Source organism: Pseudomonas spirodelae (assembly GCF_034653255.1).
GTDB lineage: Bacteria > Pseudomonadota > Gammaproteobacteria > Pseudomonadales > Pseudomonadaceae > Aquipseudomonas > Aquipseudomonas spirodelae.
Window position 1 is genome coordinate 1 of record NZ_JAYEET010000041.1, and the last position, 16,965, is coordinate 16,965.

The following is a 16,965-nucleotide window of genomic DNA, read 5'->3' on the forward strand; positions in this document are numbered from 1 at the left end:
TCGGCCAACTGCTGCCGCATCAGTGGGCATCAAGCTGAGTCACGCAAGCTAGACTGGCGGTGACGATCAGATACTACTCATTGACTTTTTTGGGCGTCACTCCGTCAGCAAATAGCAGTCGGAATATGGGCAAGTTGAACGAGGCTCTAAGCCACCAAAACCCACCAGTAACCACACTGGTGTATCACCCCAAACAGCCTACCCGTAATAGTCTCGCACTGATTTTTATGCGTGCAGCGTGTGATACAGAGTAAGCGTGCAGCCTGTGATACAGGCTACCCGTTCAGCGCGTGATACAGCGTTGGAATGTGTCTTGGCTGGACGCTTACGAAAAAACAAAGCGTTTTCCAGAAAATTGCTGAGTTTGTAGAGAAGTTTAAAGGCGTTGGGGGGACGGTCTGATTAGACCTTTCTGCCTGCCTGAAAAGCCTTTAAGGCGCGAGGGAATGCGGGGCGATTCAGTGGCCATCCGCCTAGCCCTTCTTCTCTGATGAGTCGCGATCAATGGCGGAGAGTGGTGCATCGAGCTTGGCGGGTGTCATTCCGTGCTTGTAGGCGTTGTACTGCCAGGTGGCGAACCGTTGCAACAAGAGCTGATTTTCACGCTTCAACCGTTCGTTCTCGCTTTCCAGGCGACTGATACGCTGCTCGGCAATAGCCAAGCTTGCCGGTCTCTTTGAGCTTTTGAATCCGGACTTGATCTGCTCTTTTTTGAGCGCGAATGCCGTCTTGACGCGCTCATGGGCATTCAGTGTCTGCCTAGTAGGCCGGGTACCGATCAACGGAGCGACGGCATCACACAACCCCTCCCAAGTCAGCTTGTCACGCACACTGTCGATCTGGTTGATGATGATATCGATGTCTTTTCCCGCTAGATGCTTGGCCATGACCTAAACCCCCAGCAGCGCGCGCAGCTCATCGATTTCCGGCTCCACAACGTCTTCAGATGGGGCCGACAGTTTAGGTGTTGCGGACTTAGCTGCGAGTGCCCGTTTTAAAGGACTGAACTCCTGATCATGTCGCATACGAATCACTGCACCATTCGCGGTGTCGGGCGACTCAAGAATCTGAATCAGTTGTTCAATTCGCTCGACTGTCTTGATCTGGTGCGCTGTCCAACGGCCAACACTGCCCACATCAAATTCACCGGAACTGCTGGCGTCCTGCGCTTTCTTAAGTTGCAACCGAGTACCGTCACGCTGCTGCTTCAAACGCTGCAACTTTCCTTCGTCGCCTTTGACGCATACCTGCTCTGTGCAATTCAGACAGTCCCTATGTTTCTGACAGGGCAACATCGAAAAATCGTGTACACAGAAGCCGTACTCAGTCACATGAGCAATACCTTCGCCCACAGCCTCAAGATCAGCAAAAGTAACAGGTATATTGGCCTTGATCTTTACTAACGCTGAGCCAACACCAACGCCCTTAGCTAGAGCCACATACTCATCGGTGGTCATGTGGTTGTAAGTGGCATTTTGGTGAATATTTGCCCTACCAGACCAGCGGGCAATGTAAAGCTCACCAAGGGCGTTCTGCTGACCGATGGTGTTCAAATAGTGCCTAACCTGATGAGAAGTCATCGATATTTCAGACCCGTCCAAATTCTTATAGCCATTGCGCGTCCAGATGTTTTTTTCTTGGCCATCGATATAATTCAAATCGGTTGTAAACGTGCTCTTGGAAGGCACCCACAACAACACTGGACTCGGGCCCATATCTCCACGCAATTCGTTCCAGCGAAAGCAGCAGAGCGCATCGGAGTACTTAATATGCCGTTCCTTGTTTTTCCAAGGCCAGCCTTCGGGCAACTGGCTGCGGCAATAGGTATTTAGGAACTCGAGGGTCAAAGGCTCGCCCGTGACCTGAAGCACCTGATAAGGCTCATATTTCTTGAAATATTGCCTTAGGGCAGTTCGCGTATCGTCGTTAGACAAGCCCAGCGCTCTGCACGCCTGCTGATCGGTCAAAGGTTGCGTTTCGGATACATTGGGACAGCTTTCATGGCGATAAAACTTGTCAGGATTCTCTTCGTACCAACGCGCCAGTTTTCGTCCCGCGTCGGATAGCTCCGTGAGCCGCCGAACGGCCTCGATGGCCGTCTCGTTGAAGACTTCAGAAGACCACTTGATGTCAGAGCCAAACCCCTTTCCGCCATAAAACCGAAGACCAACGCACTTGGTGCCCTGGTCATCATCTTCGTAGTGCAAGCAGTTAACAGGTAAATCCTGAATCTCAGTAATACGCGAGGGCGCGCACATCAACAAAGCGAAGATCGACGTCGTGAATCGGTCTCGCGCCGCCTGAAGGTCATTTGCGAACATCTCAGCCATCCAGTCCAACCATTGCTCATCTGGCATCTTTGCATTGCGCTTAGCTTTGGCCTCCGGGTTTGTCCGGATGATTTCTGCAGGCTTTGAGATTGGGTTTTTCCAAATAACTTGGCGTGAAATCATTCCGCTCTCATTGAGAAACTCAATGAGCTTACGAAGGGCAATTCCAGCTTGATATGCGGCCGTCTGATATTCGCGTGCAACTACTGCGGCAATATCCATGACATTAGTATCGACCAAGGTGATATCGGCCTTGCCTTTGACTTGCAACAAGGCTTTTTCGATGCAGCGAATGGCCTTGATTTCGTTTTTGAGCTTTGCTGGGTTGTGGCCCTGCTGGTAGCGCATATAAGCCTTGGCGAACGGGATGATCTCTGCGTTCAGCAACTGTTCAGGGGTGTAACCACGCGAGGGCGCTCCCATGACAGTGAAATTGCAGACCTTTGGCCAAGCATGGCTGTCCCAGTCCAGGTCAGCCCCAAAAACTGTGAGTTTGTCACGGCACATAGCAATGAAAGCTTCCAGATTAGCTCTAGCATCAAGCTCTGCTTTTGGCTTAAAGAGCAGAATGTTAGACATCTTCGTCATCCTCCCTCATTGCCTTACAACGATTTACTACGTCACTGACAGCAAGAATCAGACGGTCATTGACGGCAGCAATCTTAAGGTCGCCGGTCTGCTCAAACACGCTATCGCGCTCATTGATTAGCCCGTCAAGGACAGCTTCGTGAGGACCGTCAAGCCACGGTTGGAAATTGTTACAGGTGTAACAGGCAATGGGGGCAAGCGCGCCGCAAAATCCGTAACTGCCGCACGTGCCCACACCTTGCGCACCATTAGTAATGCGGCTACTTGGGTCATCGCCACGTATCGCGTCGCGCTCAGAGGCGATAAGCACACCCTGAAATGCCTGGGCGATAGGCCCGAGCCGCAGGGCTACTGCTTTGTTGATGTGCTTAACGATATCAGGGATGTTTTTGACGTAGACGCCGACATGCTGCGTGTCAGAGTGGTCCAGCGCCTCAGCAATCACGTATTCACGCTTGCCTTCACGCGCCAAGTTCGTGCCCAGCGTGTACCGGAAGCGATAGGGCGTGAGGTTGATCGGCAGTCCGGTGCGCTCGCTGATGACGTTGGTTGCGTCTGAAACCCTAAGCATCACGCCGCCTAAATTGGCAGTTCGCATGTGTAAGTAATCCATTGTCAGCTGCTCTTCCAAGCCAGCACTGGGATCGAGCACGCTCAAATTTGGAAATAGCGGCAGCTCGGATACCAGTTGGGCAGCCACTGACTCGCCCACCATACTTGCAAACTCTCGCTGAGTAGCCGCAGCCTGCTCTTGTAAAATAAGCCAGAGGTCTTCACTGACTGCAAACTTGCTGAACGAGCTGCGCCAACCCTGAAAATGCTGCTTGGCACGCGGGAAGTTAATAAAAAATTTGTCGATGCCATCTTTACTGGTCTGCTTGATGAGATCTTTGATCTTCAAACCAGCGACCTGTACTCGCCGCCGACCAGTCAGCGCGATAGTGAGTGTGAGTGCGGTATCCACTAGCGCCAGTCGCCCCTCACCGAAGGCGGTAGTTACAGCTTCGACCACGCCCTGCATTTCAATATCAGTCAACGGCCCAGAGTCGGGGCACATCGACTGAACGGCATACCCTCGCTCACCAGCGCTTAGGCGCCACTTGCTTAGCAGTTGAACGACCTCATCGGCAATGCCAGGGTGCCCCATTGCATGCCACTGCCTGATAAACGTGCGCAAAGAAGCCAGCTGCCACTCGGTATTTTTGTCGAGCGTAGAGCGGTAAGAAATAAGAGACTCGACGCTAAATGGCAACAGACAAGTGATCGTCTTAAGGTAGGTTTTACAGTGGTAAAAAAGACTTTGGGTATAGCCTGCCGAGGCTGTAGTGGCATAAAAAGCGAGCACATGACGAAGCGCGAGGTATAGATCAGGACTCAACAGCGATTTGACCGCAGCAACTGTAAAGTTGTAATCCTTACTGAGCCTCCATTGATCATCACTGAGCCTGAATTTATAGCCTTCTCGCGAAAGGAGCTCTTCATCTACAACCACCGGCGCGACCTGCCCACTCATACCTTTTCTCCTTTGTTTAAATAGCGGTCTTGCAACCCGAGCACCGCCTTAGCCGCCTCCTCTTTAATGTGCCGCTTGTTATATGTCGCCGCCGTGCCTGATGTAGGATTCCAGCCCATCAGGTAAGAGCGCACTTGCTGCTCGCGCTCAGGCGTTACGCCTTTTTCATCCAACTGTTTCGAGAACACATAATTCCAGGCGTGGCGCAAAGCATGAGCATGCACGTCACCGAACTCTGGCCCTAGGCTTTTGATCTCACGCATGAACTTGGCGAATCCTGCTAACGACAGCGGACGCCCGCAAGATGGGCCGACCTTGTGCGTAACGAACAGATAGCCGTGTTTTTTCGCTCCCGGCACTTTGCTCCGATACTTGAGCACGTAGTCATGAATGCGATCAGCCAGTAACGGATCGACGGGAATGGTGCGCTCACGCGTCTTCGCAACGGGCTGATATGAGCGCAGATCTCCTTTTGCATCAGGCCGCCGAACAACCGACAGTTTGTTTGCAGAAAAGTCGACATCTTCGACCTTCAGGTTCAACAACTCGCCGCGCCGCATGCCTGTCACGCGCAAAATGGCAATCATCAACGCATTGCGAACCTGCACCTCATAACTTTTAACCGGGTTGTCCTTACAGCCAGGCTTAAGCGCCTTGTCGAGCCTGTTGAGCAACTCAACATCGAGATGCATCTCATCCCGATCCTTTTGCGACTTATTAGAAATTTTCGGGCGGCAGGCCTTGAGCGTGCTGACCATAGCCTGAATGCGCTTTTTAGTTTCCTCAGAGCCTTGCTGAAGCTGAACCGCGAGGAAGCCAAGGTACTCCGCTACGACCGTCAGGCGGGCATATTGCACCTTGGTAGAGACGACCTTTGGCTTGTGCTTATGCGAAGTGATTGAGACGACTTTCTTTTCAGCCTGCACGTCGCCATCTAGTGAGCGCTGCATGTAATCGCGTATAGCGTGAATTTGATAAGCCTCGAGAAGCTCACCACTGGCAAAGCTCGATTCGATATCGACCTTGTAGTCAGCCTGCCAATCGTAGAGCACCTTTATCGCACTTAAGGTGTTTCTGATGGTATTTGCAGCCCTGCTGCCACCTCGGATTACCACAGTGACGTACAGAGCGGGGAAGTAAAGGGGCATACCGTTTTCGTCAACGAGAAGCATGTAACGCTCGCCGCCTTGAAAGATCACGTGCCTAACCGAAAGCCCCATGACAACCACCCATATAATTAACACTTCTACACGGTATGCTACTACCTCTAATCTTACAATAAATATTTTACACAGTAAAAAACAAGAGCCCCCGTAATACGGGGGCTCTGTGTTAAAAATTTACACTATGGTCTTAGGTACGGGCTAGAACGGAATATCGTCATCAAAGCTGTCGAAATCCGGCGCAGGCTGAGCCGCCGGTTGTGGTGCCGGACGCGGAGCGGCTTGCTGTGGTGCGCGCTGCGGCGCAGCAGGACGCTGCTGACGCGAAGCAGAATCACCACCGGTGTTGTCTGGACGGCCGCCCAGCAGCTGCATGGTGCCCTGCATATCCACAACGATTTCAGTGGTGTAACGCTTGATGCCGTCTTTTTCCCACTCGCGGGTTTGCAGTTTGCCTTCGATATAGACCTGCGAACCTTTGCGCAGGTATTCGCCGGCGATCTCCGCGACCTTGCCGAACATCGAAACGCGGTGCCATTCGGTCTTTTCGACCTTCTGCCCGGTTTGCTTGTCGGTCCACTGCTCGCTGGTGGCCAGGCTCAGGTTGGTAACCGCGTTGCCGTTTGGCAGGTAGCGGGTTTCCGGGTCCTGTCCGCAGGTGCCGACCAGAATGACTTTGTTAACCCCACGGGCCATAACGTTCTCCTAAGCTTTCAGCACGTCGCCGGCGCCGGCTCTAGGAGGCGCTCGAGGGACGTACGATCCAATTGTTGGGTATCCACTTTGATATAGATGGCCGCTTCATCGCGCGCCACTACGGCATCCGCCACTCCGGGCACTGCCTGTAAACGCTCGGCCAGTCCAGCTTCTTGCAACGCTGCCGCTGAAAGCGGCAGGCGCAGGCTGGTTACATACGGCGGTTCGCGCATAGTAACAGCAAAGGCTAGCCAAAAAAGAGCCAGTAAGGCACAGCCCGCAAACACGCCCGACAGACTGTAGTGCTGATACAGCCAACCACCAAGGATGCCGCCGATAGCCGCGCCAAGGAACTGGCTAGTGGAATACACGCCCATCGCCGTCCCTTTGCCGCCAGCCGGTGCAACCTTGCTGATCAGCGACGGCAACGAAGCTTCCAGCAGGTTGAATGCCGTGAAGAACACCACCGTACCGAGCACCAGCGCGCGCAGACTGGTGCCGAACCACCAGAAGAACAGCTCACACAGCAGCAGCACCATCACCGCGCCGAGTAGCACATGCTTCATCCGGCGTTTTTTCTCGCCATAAATGATAAACGGCACCATGCCGAAGAAACCCACCAGCAGCGCCGTCAGATAGACCCACCAGTGCTCTTCCTTGGCCAACCCGCCCTGCTCCACCAATGCCAAGGGCAAGGCGATAAAACTAGCCATCAAGATTGCATGCAGCACCAGAATGCCGAAGTCCAGGCGCAACAAGTCCGCATTTTTAAGGGTCGGCACTAACGCCCGCTTATTCACCCCGGACTCGCGATGCTGCAACGGCCCGGCGGAAGAAGGCACGAGCCCCGCGACAATAACAATACCCAGCAGCGCCATGGCGGCGGTGGCAAGAAACAACCCCGACAAACCAAAGGCGCGGGTTAGCAGCGGCCCCACCACCATCGCCACGGCAAAGGACAGGCCGATGCTCATGCCGATCATCGCCATGGCCTTAGTCCTGTGCTGCTCGCGGGTAAGGTCGGAGAGCAACGCCATCACCGCCGCAGAAATCGCGCCAGCCCCCTGCAGCACACGCCCGGCAATCACCCCGTAGATCGAATCGGCATTGGCCGCCAGCAGGCTACCGGCGGCAAAGATCACCAGCCCCGCATAGATCACCGGACGACGACCGATACGGTCACTGAGCATGCCAAAAGGAATCTGCAAAAACGCCTGTGTCAGACCATAGGCACCGATGGCCAGGCCGATTAGCGCCGGCGTACTGCCCTGCAATTCCATGCCATAGGTTGCCAGCACGGGCAGCACCATAAACATACCGAGCATGCGGAACGCGAACACCAGCGCCAGGCCACCGGCCGCGCGGGTTTCACTGCCGCTCATACGCTCGCTGTGCGGATCATGCATGGGAAAGACCCTGAATAAAGAGGCGGCGATTCTACCAGCACTCAATCGATGCGGCACAGCAGTGACGCTTTGCCGCGCTCGCCTTTGGCCCCGTATACTCGGTGGTTTTCCGCCCGCCATGCGAGGCCGCTGTTTGTGGACAAGATTCTGATCCGGGGTGCCCGCACCCATAACCTGAAGAATATCGACCTGACCCTGCCGCGCGACAAGCTGATCGTGATTACCGGCCTGTCCGGCTCCGGCAAGTCATCACTGGCTTTTGACACCCTCTACGCCGAGGGCCAGCGCCGCTATGTCGAATCACTCTCGGCCTACGCTCGGCAATTTTTGTCGATGATGGAAAAGCCCGATGTCGACACCATCGAAGGCCTCTCGCCAGCGATCTCCATCGAGCAGAAATCCACCTCACACAACCCGCGTTCCACCGTCGGCACCATCACCGAGATCTACGACTACCTGCGCCTGCTCTATGCCCGCGCCGGCATTCCGCGCTGCCCGGACCATGACCTGCCGCTGGAGGCACAAACCGTCAGCCAGATGGTCGATCAAGTGCTGGCTCTGCCCGAAGGCAGCAAGCTGATGCTGCTGGCGCCGATTATTCGCGAGCGCAAGGGCGAACACTTGGCGGTCTTCGATGAACTGCGCGCCCAGGGCTTTGTCCGCGTGCGAGTCAACGGCAAGATTTATGAGCTGGACGAGCTGCCGAAACTCGACAAGCAAAAGAAGCACAGCATTGATGCGGTGGTTGACCGCTTCAAAGCCCGCGGCGACCTGCAGCAGCGCCTCGCCGAGTCGTTCGAGACGGCACTGAAGCTGGCCGACGGCCTGGCGCTGATCGCCCCAATGGAAGGCGAGAGCGGTGAAGAAATCATTTTCTCTGCGCGCTTCGCCTGCCCGACCTGTGGCCACTCAATCAGTGAACTGGAACCCAAGCTGTTCTCGTTCAACAACCCGGCGGGTGCCTGCCCGACCTGCGACGGTCTTGGCGTTAAGCAGTTCTTCGACATCAAACGCCTGGTCAATGGCGAGATGACCCTGGCCGAGGGCGCAATCCGCGGCTGGGACCGACGTAACGTCTATTACTTTCAAATGCTCGGTTCCCTTGCCGCACATTACGGGTTCAGCCTGGAAGTACCCTTTGATGAGCTCAGCGCCGAACACCAGAAGTGCATCCTGTTCGGCAGCGGCGCGCAGAACGTCGACTTCAAATACCTCAACGACCGTGGCGATATCGTCAAACGCTCGCACCCGTTCGAAGGCATCGTGCCGAACCTGGAGCGGCGCTACCGTGAAACCGAATCCACCAGCGTGCGTGAAGAGCTGGCTAAGTTCCTCAGCACCCAAGCCTGCCAGGACTGCCGCGGCACCCGCCTGCGCCGGGAAGCGCGGCACGTGTGGGTCGGCGAGAAGACCCTGCCGGCGGTCAGCGGCATGCCAATTGGCGACGCCACCGAGTATTTCGGCAGCCTCGCGCTGCCGGGGCGACGCGGCGAAATTGCCGAAAAGATCCTCAAGGAAATTCGCGAGCGCCTGCAGTTTCTGGTCAACGTCGGCCTCGACTACCTGACCCTGGACCGCAGCGCCGACACCCTGTCCGGCGGTGAAGCGCAGCGCATCCGCCTGGCCAGCCAGATTGGCGCCGGCCTGGTCGGGGTCATGTACATCCTCGACGAACCCTCTATCGGCCTGCATCAGCGCGACAATGAACGCCTGCTCGGCACCCTGCGCCACCTACGAGACATCGGCAACACGGTGATCGTGGTCGAGCACGACGAAGACGCTATCCGTATGGCCGATTACGTGGTCGATATTGGCCCAGGTGCCGGCGTACACGGCGGTCAAATCGTCGCCCAGGGCACAGCCGCTGAAGTCATGGCTCACCCCGACTCTCTGACCGGCAAGTACCTCTCCGGCCGAGTGAAGATCAAAGTGCCGGACAAGCGAACGCCACGCGACAACACGCTTTTGCTGAAGATTAAGGGGGCTCGCGGCAACAACCTGCGCAATGTCGACCTGGAGATCCCAATTGGCCTGCTGACCTGCGTCACTGGCGTATCCGGCTCGGGCAAATCGACACTGATCAACAACACCCTTTATCCGCTGAGTGCCACTGCGCTCAACGGCGCCACTACCCTAGAAGCCGCCGCCCACGACAGCATCGACGGCTTGCAGCATTTAGACAAAGTGGTCGACATCGACCAAAGCCCGATAGGCCGCACGCCACGCTCGAACCCGGCGACCTATACCGGCCTGTTTACGCCGATTCGCGAACTGTTCGCGGGCGTGCCGGAGTCGCGCTCGCGCGGTTACGGGCCTGGGCGCTTCAGCTTCAACGTCAAGGGCGGGCGCTGCGAGGCCTGCCAGGGCGACGGCTTGATCAAGGTGGAGATGCACTTCCTGCCGGACATCTATGTGCCTTGCGACGTGTGCAAGAGCAAACGCTACAACCGTGAAACCTTGGAAGTGAAGTACAAGGGTAAAAGCATCACCGAAGTACTCGACATGACTATCGAGGAAGCGCGACTGTTCTTCGATGCCGTGCCGGCGCTGGCGCGCAAGCTGCAAACCCTGATGGATGTTGGCCTGTCCTATATAAAGCTGGGGCAGAGCGCGACCACCCTGTCCGGCGGCGAGGCGCAGCGCGTCAAGCTGAGTCGCGAGCTAAGCAAGCGCGACACAGGCAAGACGCTGTACATCCTTGATGAGCCAACCACCGGCCTGCACTTCGCCGATATCCAGCAACTGCTCGACGTCCTGCACCGCCTGCGCGACCACGGCAATACCGTGGTGGTGATCGAGCACAATTTGGACGTTATCAAGACCGCCGACTGGCTGGTAGATCTCGGCCCAGAAGGCGGCTCCAAGGGCGGTCAGATTATTGCGGTCGGCACACCCGAGGAAGTCGCCGAAATAGCGCAGTCGCATACGGGTTACTTCCTCAAACCGCTACTGGAGCGTGATCGCGACTAACCTCGCACGCTACAAAAAAGCCCCGCACAAGCGGGGCTTTTTATTATCAGCTGCAACCTTACATCTGCGCCTGCAGGTAGTTCTCTAGACCAATCCTGTCGATCAGCCCTAGCTGCACCTCCAGCCAGTAAGCATGATCTTCTTCAGTGTCCTTGAGTTGCACCAGCAGGATATCGCGGGTCTGGTAATCCTGATGCTGCTCGCACAGGGCAATACCTTTGCTCAGTGCGGCGCGCACGTGATATTCCAGCGCCAAGTCGAGCTTGAGCATCTCAGGCACTGTTTGGCCAAAACGGAAGCTATCCGGAACCATGTCAGGCGAACCTTCGAGAAACAGAATCCGCTTGAGGATGGCATCGGCGTGCTGAGTCTCCTCTTCCATTTCATGGTTGATGCGCTCGTACAGCTTGTTGAAGCCCCAATCCTCATACAGGCGCGAATGCACGAAATATTGATCACGCGCCGCCAGCTCGCCTTTAAGCAGCATTTTCAGGTAATCGATGACTTCTACATGGCCTTTCACGGGGCATTTCCTTAAACGAGCGGTACAGGCGTTAATGCTGGCCTCACGCAGCGCATGGGTCAAGCACAAAGCTAGAATCTAGACGACCACAGGTGCTTAGCAGCGCTCAGTACAGCAGGTGGGCGACGCTTATTTCACGTATAAAAAAACCGGGCCAAGGCCCGGTTTTTTATACAACCTACAACTTACTCAGCGTCTACAGCTGCACCAGCGACCGGACGGTCAACCAGCTCAACATAAGCCATTGGAGCATTGTCGCCAGCGCGGAAACCGCACTTGAGAATACGCAGGTAACCGCCCTGACGGGTGGCATAGCGCTTGCCCAGGTCGTTGAACAGCTTACCAACGATAGCTTTCGAACGTGTACGGTCGAAGGCCAGACGACGATTGGCAACGCTGTCTTCTTTAGCCAGAGTAATCAGCGGCTCGGCAACGCGACGCAGCTCTTTGGCTTTCGGCAGAGTAGTTTTGATCAGCTCATGCTCGAACAACGATACCGCCATGTTCTGGAACATGGCCTTGCGGTGTGCGCTGGTGCGGCTGAGGTGACGGCCACTTTTACGATGACGCATGGTTCAATTCCTTACCAAACTCACGTTCGGTGATGATGACGATCAGGCAGTCGCCTTATCGTCTTTCTTCAGACTTGCCGGCGGCCAGTTGTCGAGGCGCATACCGAGGGAAAGACCGCGAGAAGCCAGAACATCCTTGATTTCAGTCAGGGACTTCTTGCCCAAGTTCGGCGTTTTCAACAGTTCCACTTCGGTGCGCTGAATCAGATCACCGATGTAGTAAATGTTTTCTGCCTTGAGGCAGTTAGCCGAACGAACAGTCAATTCCAGGTCATCAACCGGACGCAGAAGGATCGGATCGATCTCGTCTTCCTGCTCGATAACCACAGGCTCACTGTCACCTTTGAGGTCGACGAACGCAGCCAACTGCTGTTGCAGGATGGTTGCAGCGCGGCGAATAGCCTCTTCAGGATCCAGAGTACCGTTGGTCTCTAGGTCGATAACCAGCTTGTCCAAGTTAGTACGCTGCTCAACACGAGCGTTTTCCACCACGTACGACACACGGCGTACCGGGCTGAAAGAAGCATCCAGCTGCAAGCGACCAATGCTGCGGCTTTCATCTTCATCGCTCTGACGAGCGTCAGCCGGCTCATAGCCGCGACCACGAGCGATGGTCAGCTTCATGTTCAGCGCGCCAGTGGAAGCCATATTGGCGATTACGTGGTCGCCATTGACGATTTCGACATCGTGATCCAGCTGAATATCGGCAGCGGTAACTACGCCCGAGCCCTTCTTCGCCAGAGTCAGTGTCACTTCGTCACGACCGTGCAGTTTGACAGCCAGACCTTTCAGGTTGAGCAGGATTTCAATGACATCTTCCTGAACACCTTCGATGGCGCTGTACTCATGGAGTACACCGTCAATCTCGGCCTCAACTACTGCACAGCCAGGCATAGAGGACAACAAGATGCGTCGCAGCGCGTTGCCCAGGGTGTGGCCAAAGCCACGCTCGAGAGGCTCGAGAGTGATCTTGGCGCGGGTCGGACTGACCACCTGCACATCAATGTGACGGGGGGTCAGGAACTCATTTACCGAAATCTGCATGGATGCACCTATTTTCTAGCCCTTACTTGGAGTAGAGCTCGACAATCAGGCTTTCGTTGATGTCGGCGGAGAGATCACTGCGAGCCGGAACGCTTTTAAACACGCCAGACTTCTTCTCAGTGTCTACATCTACCCATTCAACGCGGCCACGCTGAGCACACAGCTCGAGAGCTTGAACAATGCGCAGCTGATTCTTCGCCTTCTCGCGAACTGCAACGACGTCGCCAGCTTTAACCTGGTAGGACGGAACGTTTACAGTATTGCCGTTTACGCTGATCGACTTGTGCGATACCAGCTGACGGGATTCAGCGCGAGTAGAGCCGTAGCCCATGCGATAAACCACGTTATCCAAACGGCACTCGAGCAATTGCAGCAGGTTCTCACCAGTAGCGCCTTTCTTGCCGGCAGCTGCTTTGTAATAACCGCTGAATTGACGCTCAAGCACACCGTAGATACGACGAACTTTTTGCTTTTCACGCAGCTGAGTACCGTAGTCAGACTGACGACCACGACGCTGACCGTGAATACCTGGGGCTGCTTCGATGTTGCACTTCGATTCCAGAGCGCGTACACCGCTTTTCAGGAAAAGATCTGTGCCTTCACGACGAGACAGTTTGCATTTGGGACCAATGTAACGAGCCATTTCTCACTGTCTCCTGATTACACGCGACGCTTCTTCGAAGGACGGCACCCGTTGTGCGGGATAGGCGTCACATCGGTGATGCTGGCGATCTTATAACCACAGCCGTTCAAAGCACGGACAGCGGACTCACGACCCGGACCGGGACCCTTAACGTTAACGTCGAGGTTCTTCAGGCCGTATTCCAGCGCAGCTTGACCAGCACGTTCTGCAGCCACCTGGGCGGCGAACGGGGTGCTTTTACGCGAGCCGCGGAAACCCGAACCACCAGAGGTAGCCCAGGACAGAGCATTGCCCTGACGGTCAGTAATGGTCACGATTGTGTTGTTGAACGAAGCGTGGATGTGGGCGATGCCATCAACCACTGTCTTTTTGACTTTCTTACGAGTACGAGCAGCAGGTTTTGCCATGACTAAATTCCTGTCGATGCGCGAATGCGATTACTTGCGGATCGGCTTACGCGGGCCCTTACGGGTACGCGCGTTGGTCTTGGTACGCTGACCGCGAACCGGCAGACCGCGACGATGACGCAGACCACGGAAGCAACCCAGGTCCATCAAACGCTTGATTTTCATGTTCACTTCACGACGCAGGTCGCCTTCGGTATTCACCTTGGCTACTTCGCCACGCAGCTGCTCGATCTGCTCATCAGAGAGATCTTTGATTTTTGCAGCCGGATTAACGCCGGCGGCAGCACAGACTTTCTGTGCAGTAGTGCGACCAACACCATAGATGTAGGTCAACGAGATAACAGTGTGCTTGTTATCCGGAATGTTAACGCCTGCAATACGGGCCATTCAGTGGAACTCCAATTGACAGCTACCTACGCCCCGGAAGCCAAGAAATAGGGCGCGAGATATTAACGCTGTAAAAACAAATAATCAACCCGGCAGCGCACTAGCTGCCGGGCTTATCACTTCTTCACAATCAGCCTTGGCGCTGCTTGTGACGCGGCTCCGCACTGCAAATAACGCGAACAACACCTTCGCGACGAACAATTTTGCAGTTACGGCACAGCTTTTTCACCGATGCACGAACTTTCATCACCAACTCCTCGAACCTTATGGACTTCAGCGCAGCATGCCGCTGCCGTAGCCCTTCAGGTTGGCTTTCTTCATCAGGGATTCGTACTGGTGCGAAACGAGGTGCGATTGTACTTGCGACATGAAGTCCATCACAACCACTACCACGATCAGCAACGAAGTCCCGCCAAGATAGAACGGTACGTTGGCAGCCACCACCAGGAACTGGGGCAACAAGCATACGGCCGTCATGTACAGAGCACCGAACATGGTCAAACGCGTCAACACGCCATCGATATAGCGCGCCGACTGCTCGCCTGGACGGATACCGGGAATAAAGGCACCGGACTTCTTCAGGTTCTCCGCTACGTCTTTCGGGTTGAACATCAGCGCTGTATAGAAGAAGCAGAAAAATACGATCCCTGCACTAAACAGCAAAATGTTCAACGGCTGACCAGGAGCGATAGCCTGTGAAATATCCTGCAGCCAGCCCATACCCTCAGACTGACCAAACCAGGCACCCAGCGAAGCCGGGAATAACAGAAGGCTGCTGGCGAAAATAGCCGGGATAACCCCTGCCATATTCACCTTCAACGGCAAGTGGCTGGTCTGCGCAGCAAAGACCTTGCGACCCTGCTGACGCTTGGCGTAATGCACCGCAATGCGACGCTGACCACGCTCAATGAACACCACGAAACCGATAATCGCTACTGCCAGCAAACCGATGGCGATCAAGGCAAAGATATTAATATCACCCTGACGAGCAGACTCGAAAGACTGCCCAATCGCCGACGGCAGACCGGCCACGATGCCTGCAAAGATCAGCATCGAAATACCGTTGCCAACACCACGCTCAGTGATTTGCTCGCCCAACCACATCATAAACATTGCACCCGCCACAAACGTGGTAACTGCAACGAAGTGGAAGCCGAAATCGACCGTAAACGCTACGCCCTGACTGGCCAAGCCGACGGACATGCCAACTGCTTGGACAATAGCCAGGACGAGGGTGCCGTAGCGGGTGTACTGGCTAATCTTACGACGGCCAGCCTCACCTTCCTTCTTCAACTGCTCCAACTGCGGGCTAACAGCGGTCATGAGCTGCATGATGATCGACGCCGAAATATACGGCATGATCCCCAGTGCAAATATGCTCATGCGCTCCAACGCGCCACCGGAAAACATGTTGAACAAGCTAAGAATGGTCCCCTCATTCTGTCGAAACAGGTCCGCCAGCCGATCAGGGTTAATACCGGGAACCGGGATGTGTGCACCTATCCGATAGACGATAATCGCCATTAACAGAAAGCGCAGACGAGCCCAGAGCTCGGATAACCCGCCATTGCTGAGCGCTGAGAGAGCACCTTGCTTAGCCATTTATTCCTCGAACTTACCGCCAGCTGCTTCGATAGCCGCGCGCGCACCTTTGGTGACGGCGATACCTTTAAGGGTGACTGCCTGAGTAACTTCACCGGACAGCATGACTTTCACACGCTGTACGTTTTGGTTGATCAGGTTGGCATCCTTCAGCGACTGCAGAGTAACAATGCCGCCTTCGATTTTATTCAGCTCGGAAGTACGCACTTGCGCACGATCCATAGCTTTCAAAGAAACGAAACCGAACTTTGGCAGACGACGGTGCAGAGGCTGCTGGCCGCCTTCGAAACCCGGAGCAATGGTGCCACCGGAACGGGAGGTTTGACCTTTGTGGCCGCGGCCACCAGTCTTACCCAAACCGCTACCGATACCACGGCCCGGACGGTGCTTCTCGCGACGGGAACCCGGCGCAGGACTCAGATCGTTCAGGTACATGTATTAACCCTCGACTCGCAGCATGTAGTAAGCCTTGTTGATCATCCCGCGATTCTCGGGAGTATCCAAAACTTCTACGGTGTGACCGATGCGACGCAGACCCAAACCTTTAACGCAAAGTTTATGGTTGGGGATACGGCCGGTCATGCTTTTGATCAGCGTAACTTTTACGGTAGCCATGATTAGAGAATCTCCTCGACGCTCTTGCCACGCTTAGCCGCAATAGAACCTGGCGACTGCATTGCTTTCAAACCTTTGAAAGTGGCGTAAACCACGTTTACTTGGTTAGTCGAGCCGTAGCACTTAGCCAAAACGTTCTGTACACCAGCCACTTCCAGAACCGCACGCATAGCGCCGCCGGCAATGATACCGGTACCTTCAGAAGCAGGCTGCATGTACACCTTAGAAGCGCCATGGTTAGACTTAATGGCGTACTGCAAGGTGGTACCGTTCAGGTCTACCTGGATCATGTTGCGACGAGCAGCTTCCATCGCCTTCTGGATGGCAGCCGGCACTTCACGGGATTTGCCACGGCCAAAACCGACGCGACCCTTACCATCACCCACCACGGTCAACGCGGTGAAAGTGAAGATACGGCCACCTTTAACGGTTTTAGCAACGCGGTTTACCTGTACCAGCTTCTCGATATAGCCTTCGTCGCGCTTTTGGTCGTTATTTGCCATAAC

18 protein-coding genes are annotated in these 16,965 nt (G+C 55.2%); 1 reads left to right on the top strand and 17 read right to left on the bottom strand.

Annotated features, from left to right (window positions below; genetic code table 11):
• Positions 1–473 precede the first annotated feature (473 nt).
• From SOP97_RS13465 to SOP97_RS13490, 6 genes are all read right to left on the bottom strand, one after another.
• A complete protein-coding gene (locus SOP97_RS13465) occupies positions 474–887 on the bottom strand; it encodes a hypothetical protein (protein WP_322949535.1) in 414 nt (137 codons plus the stop codon).
• 3 nt (positions 888–890) lie between these two features.
• Positions 891–2,909: an integrase gene (locus SOP97_RS13470; protein ID WP_322949537.1), complete on the bottom strand. Its 2,019-nt coding sequence runs from the start codon at positions 2,907–2,909 to the stop codon at positions 891–893.
• A complete protein-coding gene (locus SOP97_RS13475) occupies positions 2,902–4,431 on the bottom strand; it encodes a site-specific integrase (RefSeq protein ID WP_278378421.1) in 1,530 nt (509 codons plus the stop codon). The genes SOP97_RS13470 and SOP97_RS13475 overlap by 8 nt, the downstream gene beginning before the upstream one ends.
• Positions 4,428–5,603, bottom strand: a complete 1,176-nt coding sequence (locus SOP97_RS13480; protein ID WP_278445700.1) for a tyrosine-type recombinase/integrase — start codon at positions 5,601–5,603, stop codon at positions 4,428–4,430. The genes SOP97_RS13475 and SOP97_RS13480 overlap by 4 nt, the downstream gene beginning before the upstream one ends.
• Before the next feature lie 192 nt (positions 5,604–5,795).
• Positions 5,796–6,290 (bottom strand): single-stranded DNA-binding protein, encoded by a 495-nt coding sequence (locus tag SOP97_RS13485; protein ID WP_274087716.1) that lies wholly within the window; start codon positions 6,288–6,290, stop codon positions 5,796–5,798.
• A gap of 17 nt (positions 6,291–6,307) precedes the next feature.
• The gene (locus SOP97_RS13490; protein WP_274087715.1) at positions 6,308–7,696 is read right to left on the bottom strand and encodes an MFS transporter; all 1,389 of its coding nucleotides are present in this window, start codon (positions 7,694–7,696) and stop codon (positions 6,308–6,310) included.
• A gap of 135 nt (positions 7,697–7,831) precedes the next feature.
• Between SOP97_RS13490 and uvrA the strand changes: the two genes are divergently transcribed.
• A complete protein-coding gene (gene uvrA, locus SOP97_RS13495) occupies positions 7,832–10,666 on the top strand; it encodes an excinuclease ABC subunit UvrA (protein ID WP_322949543.1) in 2,835 nt (944 codons plus the stop codon).
• Positions 10,667–10,724: 58 nt separating this feature from the next.
• On the opposite strand, the gene bfr is transcribed toward uvrA, so the two are convergent.
• The 11 genes from bfr to rpsE all read right to left on the bottom strand — a co-directional run bounded on the left by bfr (position 10,725) and on the right by rpsE (position 16,962).
• On the bottom strand, positions 10,725–11,189 hold the full coding sequence (gene bfr / locus SOP97_RS13500; RefSeq protein WP_322949545.1) for a bacterioferritin: 465 nt from the start codon (positions 11,187–11,189) through the stop codon (positions 10,725–10,727).
• 185 nt (positions 11,190–11,374) lie between these two features.
• Positions 11,375–11,761 (bottom strand): 50S ribosomal protein L17, encoded by a 387-nt coding sequence (gene rplQ, locus SOP97_RS13505; RefSeq protein WP_160347644.1) that lies wholly within the window; start codon positions 11,759–11,761, stop codon positions 11,375–11,377.
• 42 nt (positions 11,762–11,803) lie between these two features.
• Positions 11,804–12,805, bottom strand: coding sequence for a DNA-directed RNA polymerase subunit alpha (locus SOP97_RS13510; RefSeq protein ID WP_136665573.1), 1,002 nt, complete (start codon positions 12,803–12,805; stop codon positions 11,804–11,806).
• Positions 12,806–12,827: 22 nt separating this feature from the next.
• Positions 12,828–13,448 carry a 30S ribosomal protein S4 gene (rpsD, locus tag SOP97_RS13515; protein ID WP_274087712.1) on the bottom strand — a complete coding sequence of 207 codons (621 nt, stop codon included), beginning with the start codon at positions 13,446–13,448 and terminating at the stop codon, positions 12,828–12,830.
• A 17-nt stretch (positions 13,449–13,465) separates the two neighbouring features.
• Entirely contained in the window at positions 13,466–13,855 is a 390-nt protein-coding gene (gene rpsK / locus SOP97_RS13520) for a 30S ribosomal protein S11 (RefSeq protein ID WP_013789773.1), read from the bottom strand.
• A gap of 30 nt (positions 13,856–13,885) precedes the next feature.
• Entirely contained in the window at positions 13,886–14,242 is a 357-nt protein-coding gene (gene rpsM, locus SOP97_RS13525) for a 30S ribosomal protein S13 (protein ID WP_274087711.1), read from the bottom strand.
• Between the two features lie 130 nt (positions 14,243–14,372).
• Positions 14,373–14,489, bottom strand: a complete 117-nt coding sequence (rpmJ, locus tag SOP97_RS13530) for a 50S ribosomal protein L36 (protein ID WP_014854209.1) — start codon at positions 14,487–14,489, stop codon at positions 14,373–14,375.
• A gap of 26 nt (positions 14,490–14,515) precedes the next feature.
• Entirely contained in the window at positions 14,516–15,844 is a 1,329-nt protein-coding gene (gene secY, locus SOP97_RS13535; protein ID WP_090243123.1) for a preprotein translocase subunit SecY, read from the bottom strand.
• Positions 15,845–16,279, bottom strand: coding sequence for a 50S ribosomal protein L15 (rplO, locus tag SOP97_RS13540; RefSeq protein ID WP_090243121.1), 435 nt, complete (start codon positions 16,277–16,279; stop codon positions 15,845–15,847).
• Between the two features lie 3 nt (positions 16,280–16,282).
• Positions 16,283–16,459: a 50S ribosomal protein L30 gene (gene rpmD, locus SOP97_RS13545; RefSeq protein WP_003186033.1), complete on the bottom strand. Its 177-nt coding sequence runs from the start codon at positions 16,457–16,459 to the stop codon at positions 16,283–16,285.
• 2 nt (positions 16,460–16,461) lie between these two features.
• Entirely contained in the window at positions 16,462–16,962 is a 501-nt protein-coding gene (gene rpsE / locus SOP97_RS13550) for a 30S ribosomal protein S5 (protein ID WP_274087710.1), read from the bottom strand.
• Positions 16,963–16,965: the final 3 nt, after the last annotated feature.

Excerpts from the sequence above, each read along its gene's own strand:
- SOP97_RS13465 (WP_322949535.1), bottom strand. The coding sequence starts at position 887 with ATGGCCAAGCATCTAGCGGGAAAAGACATCGATATCATCATCAACCAG.
- SOP97_RS13470 (WP_322949537.1), bottom strand. The coding sequence starts at position 2,909 with ATGTCTAACATTCTGCTCTTTAAGCCAAAAGCAGAGCTTGATGCTAGA.
- SOP97_RS13475 (WP_278378421.1), bottom strand. The coding sequence starts at position 4,431 with ATGAGTGGGCAGGTCGCGCCGGTGGTTGTAGATGAAGAGCTCCTTTCG.
- SOP97_RS13480 (WP_278445700.1), bottom strand. The coding sequence starts at position 5,603 with ATGCTTCTCGTTGACGAAAACGGTATGCCCCTTTACTTCCCCGCTCTG.
- SOP97_RS13485 (WP_274087716.1), bottom strand. The coding sequence starts at position 6,290 with ATGGCCCGTGGGGTTAACAAAGTCATTCTGGTCGGCACCTGCGGACAG.
- SOP97_RS13490 (WP_274087715.1), bottom strand. The coding sequence starts at position 7,696 with ATGCATGATCCGCACAGCGAGCGTATGAGCGGCAGTGAAACCCGCGCG.
- rplQ (WP_160347644.1), bottom strand. The coding sequence starts at position 11,761 with ATGCGTCATCGTAAAAGTGGCCGTCACCTCAGCCGCACCAGCGCACAC.
- SOP97_RS13510 (WP_136665573.1), bottom strand. The coding sequence starts at position 12,805 with ATGCAGATTTCGGTAAATGAGTTCCTGACCCCCCGTCACATTGATGTG.
- rpsD (WP_274087712.1), bottom strand. The coding sequence starts at position 13,448 with ATGGCTCGTTACATTGGTCCCAAATGCAAACTGTCTCGTCGTGAAGGC.
- rpsK (WP_013789773.1), bottom strand. The coding sequence starts at position 13,855 with ATGGCAAAACCTGCTGCTCGTACTCGTAAGAAAGTCAAAAAGACAGTG.
- rpsM (WP_274087711.1), bottom strand. The coding sequence starts at position 14,242 with ATGGCCCGTATTGCAGGCGTTAACATTCCGGATAACAAGCACACTGTT.
- rpmJ (WP_014854209.1), bottom strand. The coding sequence starts at position 14,489 with ATGAAAGTTCGTGCATCGGTGAAAAAGCTGTGCCGTAACTGCAAAATT.
- secY (WP_090243123.1), bottom strand. The coding sequence starts at position 15,844 with ATGGCTAAGCAAGGTGCTCTCTCAGCGCTCAGCAATGGCGGGTTATCC.
- rplO (WP_090243121.1), bottom strand. The coding sequence starts at position 16,279 with ATGTACCTGAACGATCTGAGTCCTGCGCCGGGTTCCCGTCGCGAGAAG.
- rpmD (WP_003186033.1), bottom strand. The coding sequence starts at position 16,459 with ATGGCTACCGTAAAAGTTACGCTGATCAAAAGCATGACCGGCCGTATC.
- rpsE (WP_274087710.1), bottom strand. The coding sequence starts at position 16,962 with ATGGCAAATAACGACCAAAAGCGCGACGAAGGCTATATCGAGAAGCTG.